The sequence below is a fragment of the Sphingomonas sp. SKA58 genome (assembly GCF_000153545.1).
Lineage (GTDB): Bacteria > Pseudomonadota > Alphaproteobacteria > Sphingomonadales > Sphingomonadaceae > Sphingobium > Sphingobium soli.
The window spans coordinates 1,066,351-1,079,434 of record NZ_CH959306.1; the positions used below are offsets into that span (position 1 = coordinate 1,066,351).

The following is a 13,084-nucleotide window of genomic DNA, read 5'->3' on the forward strand; positions in this document are numbered from 1 at the left end:
GGCTGGCCGCAAGTTGGATATTTTTCGCTTGCGGCCGGGCTTTCGCTGTGATTCCACTAGGCTATGGCGCATATCGCGAAACTCAGACTGTTGCTGGTGTCGGCCTTTGGGCCTGCGATCGCCTTGCTGCTGCTTTTGACCTTTGCCGGCTATGTGGTGCTGGGGTCGAATGGCGTGCTCGCCTGGGGTGACTATAGTCGCCAGCTGCATGGCGCGAAGCTGGAGCTTAAGAAGACGCAGCAGGCGCGCGCGGAATTGCGCAACCGGGTGGACGCGCTCAATCCGCGCCGGGTCGATCCCGATCTCGCTGACGAGCTGGTTCGCCGCCAGCTGGGCGTCATTCATCATGATGAAGTGATCGTGCCGCTCAACTGATGCAGCGATTCCATGCGGAGCCGGTACCCGGCGCAACGAATTTGCGTGCCAAGCCGGCAATCCGTAATTTTGCTGCCACGATGTGCGGAAGCGACGCGACCGGCGTTGGATCGGGCCATAAATTCACCGTGTCAGCTATGGATTTTGCCCGGATTCCGTAGTGTGTGCAGTTGCAAACTATGCAACCCTGTCGCTATATCGGGCTTCCTTCCATCCTACCCACGCAAAAGGATAACAGCCTTGGCGAAATCAACGACGCCGCGTGCTTCGAGTGCAAAGGCACAGGCGGCTGCACCCGCCGGAGCGGACCATAATCGGCCGCGTCCCGAAACGCCCTCGGATTACGAAGCCAGCAAGGACGAATTGCTGGACTTCTACAAGCAGATGGTTCTGATCCGCCGTTTCGAGGAAAAGGCCGGCCAGCTTTACGGCCTGGGGCTGATCGGCGGTTTCTGTCACCTCTATATCGGCCAGGAAGCGGTCGCGGTCGGCATCCAGTCGGCGCTCAAGCCTGGCAAGGACAGTGTCATCACCGGCTATCGCGACCATGGGCACATGCTCGCCTATGGCATCGATCCCAAGATCATCATGGCCGAACTCACCGGCCGCGAAGCCGGCATTTCGCGCGGCAAGGGCGGTTCGATGCACATGTTCAGCGTCGAGCATAAATTCTACGGCGGCCACGGCATCGTCGGCGCGCAGGTGTCGCTGGGCGCGGGCCTGGGCTTCGCGCACAAATATAATGACGATGGCGGCGTGTGCGTCGCCTATTTCGGCGATGGCGCGGCCAACCAGGGCCAGGTCTACGAAGCCTTCAACATGGCTGAACTGTGGAAGCTGCCGATCATCTTCGTCATTGAAAACAACCAGTACGCCATGGGCACCAGCGTCAATCGCGCCTCGTCAGAGGATCAGCTCTATCGTCGCGGCGAAAGCTTCCGCATTCCCGGCATTCAGGTCAATGGCATGGACGTACTCGCCGTGCGCGGCGCGACCGAGGAAGCGCTCAAATGGGTGCAGGGCGGCAACGGTCCCATTCTGCTGGAAATGAAGACCTATCGCTATCGTGGCCATTCCATGTCCGACCCGGCCAAATATCGCTCGCGTGAGGAAGTGCAGTCCATGCGCGACACCAGCGATCCGATCGAAGGCGTGAAGAAATATCTGATCGAGGCTGGCGTTGGCGAGGACGAGATCAAGAGCATCGACCAGAACATCCGCAAGACCGTGAGCGAGGCGGCAGATTTCGCTGAAACCTCGCCCGAACCCGACATGGCTGAACTCTATACCGACGTGCTGGTGGAGCAATATTAATGGGTATCGCAATCAAGATGCCGGCGCTCTCGCCGACGATGGAAGAGGGCACGCTGGCCAAGTGGCTGGTGAAGGAAGGCGATGAGGTCAAGTCCGGCGACATTCTCGCCGAGATCGAAACCGACAAGGCGACGATGGAATTCGAAGCCGTCGATGAAGGCAAGATCGGCAAGATCATGGTGGCCGAGGGATCGGAAGGCGTGAAGGTCGGCACCGTCATCGCCGAAATGGCGGGCGAGGGCGGTGAGGATGCCGCGCCGGCACCCAAGGCCGAGGAAAGCGCGCCGCCGGCCAAGCCCGAGGCGTCGCCCGACGCGCCCAAAAAGCCCGAAAGCGGCACCGCCAACCTGGCCGCCGAGGTCAAGCCCGCCGTGCAGGATCCGGCCATTCCCGAAGGCACCGAATTCGTCAAGACGACGGTGCGCGAAGCGTTGCGCGATGCCATGGCCGAAGAGATGCGCAAAGATGAGCGCGTCTTCGTGATGGGTGAGGAAGTCGCCGAATATCAGGGCGCCTACAAGGTCACGCAGGGTCTGCTGGACGAATTTGGCGCGAAGCGGGTTATCGACACGCCGATCACCGAATATGGCTTTGCCGGCGTCGGCACCGGCGCCGCCATGGGTGGTCTGCGTCCGATCATCGAATTCATGACGTTCAATTTCGCCATGCAGGCGATCGACCACATCATCAATTCGGCGGCCAAGACCAACTATATGTCCGGCGGCCAGATGCGCTGCCCGATCGTGTTTCGCGGTCCCAACGGCGCGGCCAGCCGCGTCGGCGCGCAGCACAGCCAGAATTACGGTCCATGGTATGCATCCGTTCCCGGCCTCATCGTCATCGCGCCCTATGACGCAGCCGACGCGAAGGGGCTGCTGAAGGCTGCGATCCGCTCGGAAGACCCGGTCGTGTTCCTGGAGAACGAACTGGTTTATGGCCGCAGCTTCGACGTCCCCAAGCTCGATGATTATGTCCTGCCGATCGGCAAGGCGCGGATCATGAAGCCGGGCAAGGATGTGACGCTGGTCAGCTATTCGATCGGCGTCGGGGTCGCGCTGGAAGCGGCCGAAACGCTGGCGGGTGAGGGGATCGACGCCGAAGTCATCGACCTGCGCACGCTGCGTCCGCTCGATACCGCCACCGTGCTGGAAAGCCTCAAGAAGACCAACCGCATCGTGGTGGTCGAAGAAGGCTGGCCGACCTGTTCTATCGCCTCGGAAATCGCTGCGGTCGTGATGGAAAAGGGCTTTGACGACCTCGACGCCCCGGTGCTGCGCGTCACCAATGAGGATGTGCCGCTGCCTTATGCCGCCAACCTGGAAAAGGCCGCGCTGATCGACGCGGCCCGCGTGGTCGAGGCGGCCAAGAAGGTCTGCTACAAGTAAGACGGGAAGGGCGGCCCCGCCGGGGTCGCCCTTTTTCGATCCGTCACAACCCGGTGACGGATGCGCACTTATTCTTGGGTGGAAAGCGCGAATCCGCCGCCGGCGTCTGGAACTGGGTCGATCGCGCGCGGAACATGGCGTGGCGCGAAAAATCGACCGGCAGGGAGAACATCCGGAACGGCGCGCTGCTGAACACCGGCTGATACCGATAGGTGACCTGCACGTGAAACAGCAGCTCATCCAGCGCCAATGTCCGGTTCCCCGGCAATGTGGCGAGACTGGTCGACTGGATGCAGCCGACCTCCGGGCTCACGACATATTTGCCGTCGAACCTCTGCCACAGGATGCGGCTTTCGACCACATTGTCCGCATTCGTGTCGGTGCCCTTGACCGCGGTGATCACGATGCGGCCATGATTGCGCAGGTCGAACGGCTGCGCCGTCAGATCGAGGGCCGAAAACAGATCATAAATCTGCGCTTCGCTGGTGCCGATCGCGCCCGCGCCACTTTGCGCCACAAGGTCGGCCGCCATGGTCGTCAGCCTTTGGGTCCGGTTATTCGCCATGACGTAATTCGCCATTTCGATGCCCGACAGCACAAATCCCAGGAACAGGGGCAGGGCCAGGCCGAACTCGACTAGGGCCAGGCCGCTGCGGTCCCGCGCCAGCTTTTGGACAAAGTGAGGCACCCGCATCAGGAGGTCCTTCGCACAACGGATTCGTTGCGGACAACAGTTGATCCGGTCAGCATGATGCTGTCGCCCAGCAGCCATTGCGCGCCCAGAAAACCGAACAGGATGCGCTTGGGAAAGCGCACGGTGTAACTGACGACATCGCCAGGGCCGCCCAGCGTTCCGGTTTTGGGCGTCGCGGCATCCCATTTGCCGTTGGCGTTGCGATCAACATAGGATTCGCCCAGGTCGTAATGGCCGTTTGCGTTCGCGTCCTCATAGGTTTCGGGATGCGCGCTACTGAAATTTCCATAGACGATCGTTTGCACGCTGACATGCGCGCCGTCGGCCAGGGGGAAATTGCCCATGGCCTGTTCGATGCTTTCTTCCATGAGGGTCGTGCGCTGCGCTTCGGCTGTTTCGAGCGAAGCGGTCGAGATGCGCGCGGCTTCGGTCATTGCGCCTTCCAGCACGACGCGCGCCAACAGCATGTGTCCCAGTTCGATTGCGCCGCACATCAGCGTCAGCAACGCGGGCAGGATGATGGCGAATTCGACCGTGGAGACACCCGTCCGGTCTTTGGCGAGGGGGGCGAAATGTCTCATTGGATCAGGTGGAGGTCGACGAGTTCCGCCGCCACGTCCTGGAATGCGCGCCGCAACTCGTCCGTGCTGCTGGTGCGGTATACACGGCCGGGCGCGCAGTTGTTGAATGCCGTATCGATGGCGGAACTGTTGGCGACCAGCGCGATGATGTAGATTTCAGGCGGGTTTGCTTCCCGCTGGATATTGGCGCACGTCTTTTCGAAGCGGCGCAGCATCTGCGTTTCCGAATTTGACTGGTTTGCCGCGATGCGGGAGTCGCTCCACCGACCGTACCAGGTGAAGGTGCGGTCCAGATAGCCGTTTTGGGATTCGCCGATTTCGTTCACGCCATCGGTCATGAATACCAGCGCGCGGCGCGGACGTTCGGTGGTCGGGTTGGCGCGTGTGAACACATCGTCCCGCACCAACAGGCGATAGCCCCATAGCAGCCCAGCATGGTGGATCGTGCCATTGGCCGGATAGATCGCGCCATGCTGATTTGCGATATGGCTGAGATATTCGCTCTTCATCCGTCCATATCGCGGCGGCATGGCCTCTTCGGGACATTGCCAGTTGGGCGAGGGCATCGGCGTCGTATTCTTGCTGCCGGAATCCACCGAACCGCCCAGAGGATTGACCGTCGCGCTCGCCGGGTCCTTCCACACCGCGCCGTCATAATATTTGGGTATCCGCTTCCAATCGATATACCAGTCATTGCCGGCGCGATTTGCCGCCGACGGAGTATAATAGCTGCCATCCAGGCGCCGGACCACATCGTCGGCCTTGGTGGCATCGCCATTGTTCAAGCCGACATAATAATCATAGAAATATTGCCGATACAGCTCGGTGCGCGCCAGATAGTCCGCGCCCATTTCACCGAAAGCCGACTTGTCGATCCGGTAGAGATTATTCCCTGGTTCAGTGTTGTAGATACCATAATAGGTGCTGCTAGGGTTGTCGGCGCCCGAGTTGCTTTTCGCGTTTGGCACATACATGGGCGGCACGAAAAAAGGCTCTACGGGCGGATGGCTGCCTTCGCCGGGCAGCGAACGCACCAGATCCCAGGCACCGGTTTCCGACGTCAGGCGATTCTTGTCCACGTCCTTCACCGTCGTATCGGCCATCACGCAGCCTTTCCAAGCCAGATAATTGCCGCTGGCATGGCTGGGGACAGACAGGCCGTAGGCGCTCGCACCGGCAAAGCTGTTAAAGCCTTCGACCTTCTTGACCGCGTTGCCAGGCAGCAAATGGCCAACATTGACGGTCACGTCATAGCCGATGAAGCCCATGGCGAGATCGCGCCGGCTCGACGCACCCTGGTGAAGGATGTCGACGAAGTCATTCGCCGCCTCCTTGAGCGCGACCATCCGCGTCCGGCCGCCCGACAGGTTGGCTTTCATCGAGCCGGTGTCGTCGAGGACGACCATCACCTCCAGGGGGCGCGGCTGCAATTCGGCCTTGGCGACGGCCTGCATGGTGCGCGGCTGAAACCCGAATATCCGCATGAATGTCATGGGCACGATCGCGCGGGCGGTGATGGTGGTCACGTTGATTCCGCCGACGGTCTTGAAATCTGGCGTCAGTTGCAAATTGCTGACGCCCATATAATCCGACGCGAAATTACCGTAGAAATAGGCGCTCGCCTGCTTGTCGCGCGCTGCTGGCGAGCCATCGGTCACGGCAAAGGCGCGCGCGCCGGCCAGAGCGGCCGCATCCACCCCGGCCTGAAGCTGGGATTTCACCAGGTATAGCCGTCCCGCGTCTATACCCGCGCCCAGAGCGGCAATTACGGGAATGAGCCCTGCGGCCATCAGTGCCAGCGTGGAGCCGCGGCGGTCCCCAGCGAGCGGCGCGAGCCTTTCATTGACCTTGCGCCAGCCATTGCGCGGCCCAGTTGTAATCTTCTGACGCGGCAGGTTCATAATCATCCAATCCGGAGTAATATCCTGCGATATGGACGTAATTTCCTAATTTTTGATGTGCGGCCGCCGCAATGAATTGTACGGGAGCGGTGACTCATAGGCGCGCCAGACGCAATGGCCTGTTCTCGTACGCGCGTAGGGGGCTCGCGCGCTGGCGCGAAGATCAGGATGATGGAGCGAAGCGCCGATATTGGCGGAAGCGAAAAATGCCGGGCGGCAGGCCGCCCAGTCGCGCGTCAGGTGCAGCGGGCGGTGTTCGCCGCCGCCAGATTGCCCGCATTCTTGATCGCCTGATCGGTGCGTTCACGCACGTTGAAAGCGCTGGAGTATCGGATCACCTTGGGTCCGAAGATGGCGTTGCTGACGATCGGCTGATAGCGGTAGGCGACCTCGACGAACATGACCGCAGTGCCGCTCATCGCTTTCACCTTGGTCGCGGCCGTCGTGCCCGGCCCCATGCCGTCCTTCATGCTGGCGTTGGTCTGGCCATTCCCGGCAACGCCATAGCTGGACGTGAAGGCGCCATTGCCCCAGCAGCGCTGCCAGCGAATATATTGCCCCTCGTTCGGCCCGGTGAGCCCGTTAGGTTCCAGGTCCGACAGGAAGATACGGCCATTCGCCTGAAGCCTGAGCGACTGCGTGGATTGATTGGCGCCGATCATGATTTCATTCACATCGGCTTCGTCGATGGATGTGCGCACGCGTGAGGCATTGTCGGCCACCAGCATCGCGATCTGGCTGATCCGCAGATGGGCCAGGGCCAGATTGGCCGCTTCAAGCCCGCACATGCACAGGATCAGCAGCACCGGCAACGAGAAGGCGAATTCGATCAGCGCCAGGCCGCGATCGTCGCGACGCAACCGGCGCAGGGTCAAGAGCAGGGGCAGGCGCATCCTCGTCATGAGCAGCGGATCGTCGGCGTGGTCTGGTTGGCCCAGGGCTGGTTGCGGACCATGGTCGACACCGTCACCGACTGGGTCGCGCTCCATCCCAGCAGCCTGGCCATCGGGAACAGGCGCGGCTGCGACAAGGTCACTTCATAATAGACGATGTCGTCGGCGTTCCCCAGTCCGGTGCTGCCGCCCGATGTGTCGAATACGCCATTGCCATTGGCGTCCTCATAGCAGTCACCGCTATTATAGACGCCCAGCGGCGCTGTATCGGACGTGATCTTCTCCGGTTTGCCGACGCGCGAGAAATTATAATAGCTTTTCTTGACGATATGAGGCGGGCTGGCGTTCCTGGCGGTGATGGCCGACATCTGCTGGGTGATATAGGCATCAAATTGCGCGCCATTGAGCGTGCCGACGGACGCGGCGCGCGCGGCCTTTTCAAGGACGCCGCGGGCGACCGCGTGCCAATAGGCTTGATAGCCCAAGTCGCCGATCGCCATGATGGTGAGCATGAGCGGCGGCGCGACAAAGCCGAATTCCAGCAGCGTGACGCCACGCGCATCGCGGCGCAGGCGCATCAGCTTCGATGCGATCCGCCCGATCATTGCGACACCCGCAGACCGCCGATATTCTTGGCGATGTCCTTGAACTTCTGGCTCAGCGACGTGGCGTCATAGGCCATGGTCCAGTGGTTCGAACTGGTGGCGCAATTTTGCAGGGGGGTCTGGATATTTCCTTCGGACTGGTTGCGGAACCCGATGACCCAGATGGTGATGCCCTTGGCCTTGATAGCATTGCATAGCATCTGAAGACGCGTGTTATGGATCGCGGTCAGGTCGGTATCGCTGGTGTTTCCCGGCGCCACCCGCGCATCGAGTTGCTGATATCCATAGGCGCCATAGACCTGCTGATAGGCGCTCATGTCGCCGTCGGTCATGAAAACGATATGGCGCGAAATGTTGAAGCCGTTGGGCGCGCTGTTGTTGTCGCTGGCAAAAATGCCTTTGGGCGACAGGAAGCGCGCGCCCCACAACATGCCGATGTCATGATAAGTGCCGCCGACCGCGATCAGGTTGTCGATATAGCTGTTGAAGCTGCTCGACTGGCCCGTGGGCGTGCTTGTCCGATTGGTGTAGCTGGTCAGCCTGCGCGACTGGCTGGGGCAGGCATTCCACCCGCCGTCCTTGCGCGACTGCGTGTTGAGCCAGGTGCCCGACGAACTGCCGCTGCGGATGAATTCGACATCGGGCCAGTGCGGACGCCATTTGGTGCCCTTTTGCGTCGGATCGGGCAGAGCATCGATGTTGAGATCCTGCGCGTTTGATGGCGTGCTGCTCGTCGACGTGCTGGCCGTGATATTGCTGTCGGTATCCCGTTCCTCGATGCAACCCGCCCAGGTCGACGTGGACGCCACGACATTGCCGCTGGAATCGGTCGGCACGCTGGCGTCATAGGTGGGGTTGGCGACGGCGTTGCCGGTAATGAAGGACGATACCGTCAGCGGGAATTTGCCATATTCCCAACTCTTCTGCGGCGTCTGCACACTCCGGTCCGTCTTTGTCTCGACATAGTTGCTATACTGGGTGCGCGTGATGACGCACTGGCTTGGCTTCGGTGAGACATAGACCAGCTGCCAGCCCTGCCACTGCCACCCCCCCGTGACCGCTGCCGTGTAGGATGCATTATAGGTATAGCCATTGGTCATCCGCGTCGTGACCGTGGTGGTGGTGCGGATCCCCGTGACTGGATCCGTGGCCGTCGTCGTGGTCGGCGTATTGACAACTGGCGTCGCGCTGGCGGGCGCAACGCATTGCGAAGCCGATCCTCCGCTGGTGCTGCTATAGGTGGTCGGTGCCGAAACCGATCCTGAGGTATAAATCCAGGAACCCGTCTCATTGGTTGCCGTGCCATAGGTCGTCAACAGCCGCCGCGTCTGATAATCCCATGTCTCGCCGCTGATGCCGCCCACCAGATAATTTGTCGGCAGCTGGTAGCCGACATTCACCGTCGAACTATAGGGCATGAAGCCATAACGGATGCGACCGGTCGCGTTCGATCCCGCGCCCAGCGTGTCGTAGAAATCCTTGACCGCCTGCTTGAGCGCGGCGAGCCGCGTCGTCGAGCCGCCCTTGCCGTCGGAAATGGCATAGGCCATCGACCCGGTGGTATCGAGCACCAGCATCACGTCGGTATTGCCGATGTCGAACCGCGCCTCGCACGTCACCGACAAAGGCAATGTTTCATAGCGGAAAATCTTCATCACCGTGGTCGGCATCGTGGTGGATGCCGTCACCTGCACGGTGGTCGTTTCGCCCGGCTTGCTGCGGATGACGGGGGTGAAAGTCGCGGCCTGAAACGTGCCTTGCGGAAAATTGAAGTCGAAGAATTTCTTGGCTTCGTCCTTGTTGGCCTGGGTCATCGATGATGTCGTCATCGCCCGGCGTCCGGCGAGGGCGGCGGCGTCGCAGGCCTGCTGCATGCGCGCGCGCGCCATATAGGCGCGGCCCATGTCCAGCCCGCCGCCGATCAGCGCCGCCAGCGGGATGATGGCCGCGGCCACCATCGCCATGACATTGCCCTTCTGGTTTCGCGCCAGACGGCTCATAAAGCCCTGGGGATGTGTGTTCATCTTGCCCATCAGTCCGCAATCACCCATGTGACGCCCGACATTCCCCGCAATTGGGCTGGGCGATTTGCGCGCTCCTGCGTGCGCACGCGGGACTTGTTTAGGAAGACAATGCTTAAAATATCGCAAACCGGCCTCGAACAGCCCCGCCGTGCAGGCCGGTCATGAGTGCCGAATCACTGCTGACGCCGCTGCCGCTATTGCTGTCGGCCCATGCCGGTGCGGACGCGTCGCGCCATCGGGCAATCTGGGCCTTCGACGCCCAATTGGCCAAGGTCGCGCGCACGACGCGTGAGCGGGCGATTGGTCAGATGCGCCTGGCATGGTGGAATGACGTCATCGACGACCCGGCCGGCATCAAAGGGCAGGGGGAGCCGGTCGTGGACGCGCTTCGTGCGACCGGCGGCATGGCCGCGCCGGGCCTTGTTGCGATGATAGACGGCTGGGAAGTGCTGGTGGTGGAGCCGGAGATCGACGCGCAGGGGCTGCGCGACTATGCGGCCGGGCGCGGCGGCGGGCTGTTTCGTGCTCTGGCCGGGCACGGCGACACGCCCGACTGGCTGGTCGCGGCCGGACAGGTCTGGGCGTTGTGGGACCTTGCCGGCCATGTTGAGGAGGCGGCGCTTGCCGACGCAGCGCTCCGCCTCGCGAGCGAATTGTCGCCGCGTGTCGATCGCGCGCGCTGGCCGACCGCCTGGCGACCGCAGCGCATCGCCTTCACCCTGGCGCGACAGGATGTAATGAAGGGACGCGGCGCGCCGCGTGGAATGCCGCGTGGCCTGGCGTTCAGGCTGTTGCGGATCGCGCTTGTCGGGCGCTGACGCATCGGGTTAGGCTGCGGACGCGCGCGGATGAAGGAGGGCGACGATGGGGCGAGTGCTGGCGGGCGGCATGGCGGCATTGCTGCTGATGGCGGGCGGCCTTTTCTGGTGGTCGAGCCGCGCGAGCCAGGCTCCCTTGCCGCAACTGGCCACCGCGCCGCCGCCGCCGCCCGTGATCGAACCGCTGCCCAAAGGGGACCCCAATGTCACGGGAAAACCGCCGCCGATGCCGGCCGAGGCCAGCCCGCAGACCCGTGAGCAGAAGCGCTTTGCCCGCTATGACAGAGACCGCGACGGCGTCATCACCCGGCTGGAAATGATGGGCAGCCGGACCAAGGCGTTCAAGGCGCTGGACAAGGATGGCGACAACCTGCTGTCCTTTGAGGAATGGGCGGTCGCGACGTCCGATCGCTTCGCCAGCGCTGACGCGAACAAGGATGGCAAGCTTACCCCCGCCGAATTCGCCACCACCGCGCCCAAGCGGACGCCGAAGCCCAAGTGCACATGCTAGGCTCTCCGTTCAGTTCGAGCTTGTTAAGAACCGGTGTGCGAGGGTTCTCGACAAGCTCGAATTGAACGGTGCTTATATGTTTAAGCCAATTCCAGTTCGCCCATCCATGCGCCCAGCGACGAGCGCGCGCGCGCGGTATAGGCTTCCTTGCGCTGTTTCTTCTTCACGTCATCCAGCGGCGGAAACAGGCCGAAATTGACGTTCATCGGTTGATAGTCGGCGGTCGCGACATTGCCCGTCACATGGCCAAGCAGCGCGCCCAGCGCCGTGTCGGCCGGCGGCGGCGTCATCTCCCGGCCCAGCAGTTCGGCCGCGGCGAACCGTCCGGCAAGCAGGCCGATGGCCGCGCTTTCGACATAGCCTTCGCATCCCGTCATCTGTCCGGCAAAGCGGATATGCGGCGCGCTTTTGAGGCGCAGCGTCGCGTCCAGCAACTTGGGGCTCTGGATGAAGGTGTTGCGATGCAGACCGCCGAGCCGGGCAAACTCCGCCTTTTCCAGGCCAGGAATGGTGCGGAACAGCTCGACCTGCGCGCCATGTTTCAGCTTGGTCTGAAAGCCCACCATGTTCCAGAGCGTGCCCGATGCATTGTCCTGCCGCAACTGCACCACCGCATAAGGCCAGCGGCCCGTGCGCGGATTGTCGAGGCCCATCGGCTTCATCGGCCCGTGGCGCAGCGTTTCCGGCCCGCGCGACGCCATCACCTCGATCGGCATGCATCCTTCGAAATAGGGGGTGTTGGCCTCCCATTCCTTGAACTCGGTCTTCTCGCCGTCAAGCAGCCCCTGGACGAAGGCCTGATACTGGTCCTTGTCCATCGGGCAATTGATATAATCCTTGCCCTCGCCGCCGCCGGGACCAATCTTGTCCCAGCGATTGGCCATCCAGCATTGGTCCATGTCGATGCTGTCGCGGTGAATAACCGGCGCGATTGCGTCGAAAAAGGCCAGATGCTCCATCCCCGCCGCCTGGCCGATGCTTGTCGCCAGCACCGGCGCGGTCAGCGGCCCGGTGGCGACGATCGTCATGCCTTCGTCCGGCAACGCGTCGATCCGTTCGCGCACTATTTCGATATATGGATGCTCGGCCAGCGCGCGCGTGACAGCCTGCGAAAATACATGGCGGTCGACCGCGAGCGCCGATCCGGCCGGTACCTTGGCTGGCTCCGCGCTTGCCATGATGAGCGACCCCAGCCGCCGCATCTCCTGATGCAGCAGGCCAACGGCATTCTTGTCGGCATCGTCGGACCGGAAACTGTTGGAACAGACCAGTTCCGCCAGCCCGTCCGTCTGGTGCGCCGGGGTCATGTCCCCCGCGCCGCGCATTTCCGACAGGCGCACGCGGACGCCCGCCTGCGCCAACTGCCAGGCCGCCTCCGACCCGGCCAGTCCGCCGCCAATGATATGCACCTGATGATAGGACATGGTTCGCCTGATTTCGATTATAGCTGCTAAAAAGGGGAGGAGGGGCGCCAGTGGGGCATAAACCCGCCCTGTGCAAGCGCTATAGCCCGTCCCCGCGCCTCAGGCCAAGGGTTCAGGCGCTAAGGGCTCAGGCGGCGGTGCGGCTATGGGACAGCCAGGCGCAAACCCCGCTGGTGGCGATCAGGGCGAAGCTCACTGTGCCGGATGAGGTAAACAGGCCTATTGCCCAAACGAAAGCTGCCCCGGTCAGCAGGCCCGCCGCCGCCCAGGCCGGCCGGGCGGACAGGATGTCGAAGCGATCGGCCAAATGATGCATGAGGAAGGTGCCGGCAGCGATCGGCAAGCAGGCCACGAAGGGGCCGAAGATCAAGGCGAAGAGCAAGACTACCGGAATGCCCAGCAATGCCGCCGGCTCCAGGTCGATCGCGTCTGGCAACTCCATATACGCCATGGCCGCCAGGCTGAGCGCGACGCACAAGGGGCCGGCGGTCAGAATGGCCCGGCTGGCGCCACGGAAAGCGGTCTTGGTCGGTTCATACATGGCGACCTCCTACATCGA

13 protein-coding genes are annotated in these 13,084 nt (G+C 62.3%); 5 read left to right on the forward strand and 8 right to left on the reverse strand.

Features of this window, described 5'->3' with window-relative positions; all coding sequences use genetic code 11:
* The first annotated feature begins 63 nt into the window (after positions 1-63).
* The 3 genes from SKA58_RS05710 (at position 64) to SKA58_RS05720 (ending at position 3,074) form a co-directional block, all read left to right on the forward strand.
* Positions 64-375: an FtsB family cell division protein gene (locus SKA58_RS05710; protein WP_009821429.1), complete on the forward strand. Its 312-nt coding sequence runs from the start codon at positions 64-66 to the stop codon at positions 373-375.
* A gap of 240 nt (positions 376-615) precedes the next feature.
* Positions 616-1,689 carry a pyruvate dehydrogenase (acetyl-transferring) E1 component subunit alpha gene (pdhA, locus tag SKA58_RS05715; protein WP_009821430.1) on the forward strand — a complete coding sequence of 358 codons (1,074 nt, stop codon included), beginning with the start codon at positions 616-618 and terminating at the stop codon, positions 1,687-1,689.
* Positions 1,689-3,074, forward strand: coding sequence for a pyruvate dehydrogenase complex E1 component subunit beta (locus tag SKA58_RS05720; protein ID WP_009821431.1), 1,386 nt, complete (start codon positions 1,689-1,691; stop codon positions 3,072-3,074). The genes pdhA and SKA58_RS05720 overlap by 1 nt, the downstream gene beginning before the upstream one ends.
* 43 nt (positions 3,075-3,117) lie before the next feature.
* Here SKA58_RS05720 and SKA58_RS05725 read toward each other — a convergent pair whose 3' ends face one another.
* The 6 genes from SKA58_RS05725 to SKA58_RS05750 all read right to left on the reverse strand — a co-directional run bounded on the left by SKA58_RS05725 (position 3,118) and on the right by SKA58_RS05750 (position 9,772).
* Positions 3,118-3,768: a TadE/TadG family type IV pilus assembly protein gene (locus tag SKA58_RS05725; RefSeq protein ID WP_009821432.1), complete on the reverse strand. Its 651-nt coding sequence runs from the start codon at positions 3,766-3,768 to the stop codon at positions 3,118-3,120.
* Positions 3,768-4,349 carry a TadE/TadG family type IV pilus assembly protein gene (locus tag SKA58_RS05730; protein ID WP_009821433.1) on the reverse strand — a complete coding sequence of 194 codons (582 nt, stop codon included), beginning with the start codon at positions 4,347-4,349 and terminating at the stop codon, positions 3,768-3,770. Before SKA58_RS05730 ends, SKA58_RS05725 begins: the two co-directional genes overlap by 1 nt.
* The gene (locus SKA58_RS05735; protein WP_009821434.1) at positions 4,346-6,250 is read right to left on the reverse strand and encodes a TadE/TadG family type IV pilus assembly protein; all 1,905 of its coding nucleotides are present in this window, start codon (positions 6,248-6,250) and stop codon (positions 4,346-4,348) included. The genes SKA58_RS05730 and SKA58_RS05735 overlap by 4 nt, the downstream gene beginning before the upstream one ends.
* Before the next feature lie 236 nt (positions 6,251-6,486).
* Complete coding sequence (locus tag SKA58_RS05740) at positions 6,487-7,152, reverse strand: hypothetical protein (RefSeq protein ID WP_037542166.1); 666 nt, start codon at positions 7,150-7,152, stop codon at positions 6,487-6,489.
* A complete protein-coding gene (locus SKA58_RS05745; RefSeq protein WP_009821436.1) occupies positions 7,149-7,748 on the reverse strand; it encodes a TadE/TadG family type IV pilus assembly protein in 600 nt (199 codons plus the stop codon). Before SKA58_RS05745 ends, SKA58_RS05740 begins: the two co-directional genes overlap by 4 nt.
* Entirely contained in the window at positions 7,745-9,772 is a 2,028-nt protein-coding gene (locus SKA58_RS05750) for a TadE/TadG family type IV pilus assembly protein (RefSeq protein WP_232209370.1), read from the reverse strand. The genes SKA58_RS05745 and SKA58_RS05750 overlap by 4 nt, the downstream gene beginning before the upstream one ends.
* 161 nt (positions 9,773-9,933) lie before the next feature.
* Here SKA58_RS05750 and SKA58_RS05755 point away from each other — a divergent pair, with 161 nt between their 5' ends.
* Positions 9,934-10,590 (forward strand): hypothetical protein, encoded by a 657-nt coding sequence (locus SKA58_RS05755; protein WP_009821438.1) that lies wholly within the window; start codon positions 9,934-9,936, stop codon positions 10,588-10,590.
* Positions 10,591-10,636: 46 nt separating this feature from the next.
* Complete coding sequence (locus SKA58_RS05760) at positions 10,637-11,101, forward strand: EF-hand domain-containing protein (RefSeq protein WP_009821439.1); 465 nt, start codon at positions 10,637-10,639, stop codon at positions 11,099-11,101.
* 80 nt (positions 11,102-11,181) lie between these two features.
* Here the strand turns inward: SKA58_RS05760 and trmFO are convergent, their stop codons facing one another.
* Together trmFO and SKA58_RS05770 are read right to left on the reverse strand one after the other, a co-directional pair.
* The gene (gene trmFO, locus SKA58_RS05765) at positions 11,182-12,525 is read right to left on the reverse strand and encodes a methylenetetrahydrofolate--tRNA-(uracil(54)-C(5))-methyltransferase (FADH(2)-oxidizing) TrmFO (protein ID WP_009821440.1); all 1,344 of its coding nucleotides are present in this window, start codon (positions 12,523-12,525) and stop codon (positions 11,182-11,184) included.
* 127 nt (positions 12,526-12,652) lie between these two features.
* A complete protein-coding gene (locus SKA58_RS05770) occupies positions 12,653-13,066 on the reverse strand; it encodes a hypothetical protein (protein WP_009821441.1) in 414 nt (137 codons plus the stop codon).
* Positions 13,067-13,084: the final 18 nt, after the last annotated feature.

Coding starts and splice junctions, on each gene's coding strand:
- SKA58_RS05755 (WP_009821438.1), top strand. CDS start 9,934: ATGAGTGCCGAATCACTGCTGACGCCGCTGCCGCTATTGCTGTCGGCC.
- SKA58_RS05730 (WP_009821433.1), bottom strand. CDS start 4,349: ATGAGACATTTCGCCCCCCTCGCCAAAGACCGGACGGGTGTCTCCACG.
- SKA58_RS05710 (WP_009821429.1), top strand. CDS start 64: ATGGCGCATATCGCGAAACTCAGACTGTTGCTGGTGTCGGCCTTTGGG.
- SKA58_RS05720 (WP_009821431.1), top strand. CDS start 1,689: ATGGGTATCGCAATCAAGATGCCGGCGCTCTCGCCGACGATGGAAGAG.
- SKA58_RS05725 (WP_009821432.1), bottom strand. CDS start 3,768: ATGCGGGTGCCTCACTTTGTCCAAAAGCTGGCGCGGGACCGCAGCGGC.
- SKA58_RS05735 (WP_009821434.1), bottom strand. CDS start 6,250: ATGAACCTGCCGCGTCAGAAGATTACAACTGGGCCGCGCAATGGCTGG.
- SKA58_RS05770 (WP_009821441.1), bottom strand. CDS start 13,066: ATGTATGAACCGACCAAGACCGCTTTCCGTGGCGCCAGCCGGGCCATT.
- SKA58_RS05740 (WP_037542166.1), bottom strand. CDS start 7,152: ATGACGAGGATGCGCCTGCCCCTGCTCTTGACCCTGCGCCGGTTGCGT.
- trmFO (WP_009821440.1), bottom strand. CDS start 12,525: ATGTCCTATCATCAGGTGCATATCATTGGCGGCGGACTGGCCGGGTCG.
- SKA58_RS05750 (WP_232209370.1), bottom strand. CDS start 9,772: ATGAACACACATCCCCAGGGCTTTATGAGCCGTCTGGCGCGAAACCAG.
- SKA58_RS05745 (WP_009821436.1), bottom strand. CDS start 7,748: ATGATCGGGCGGATCGCATCGAAGCTGATGCGCCTGCGCCGCGATGCG.
- SKA58_RS05760 (WP_009821439.1), top strand. CDS start 10,637: ATGGGGCGAGTGCTGGCGGGCGGCATGGCGGCATTGCTGCTGATGGCG.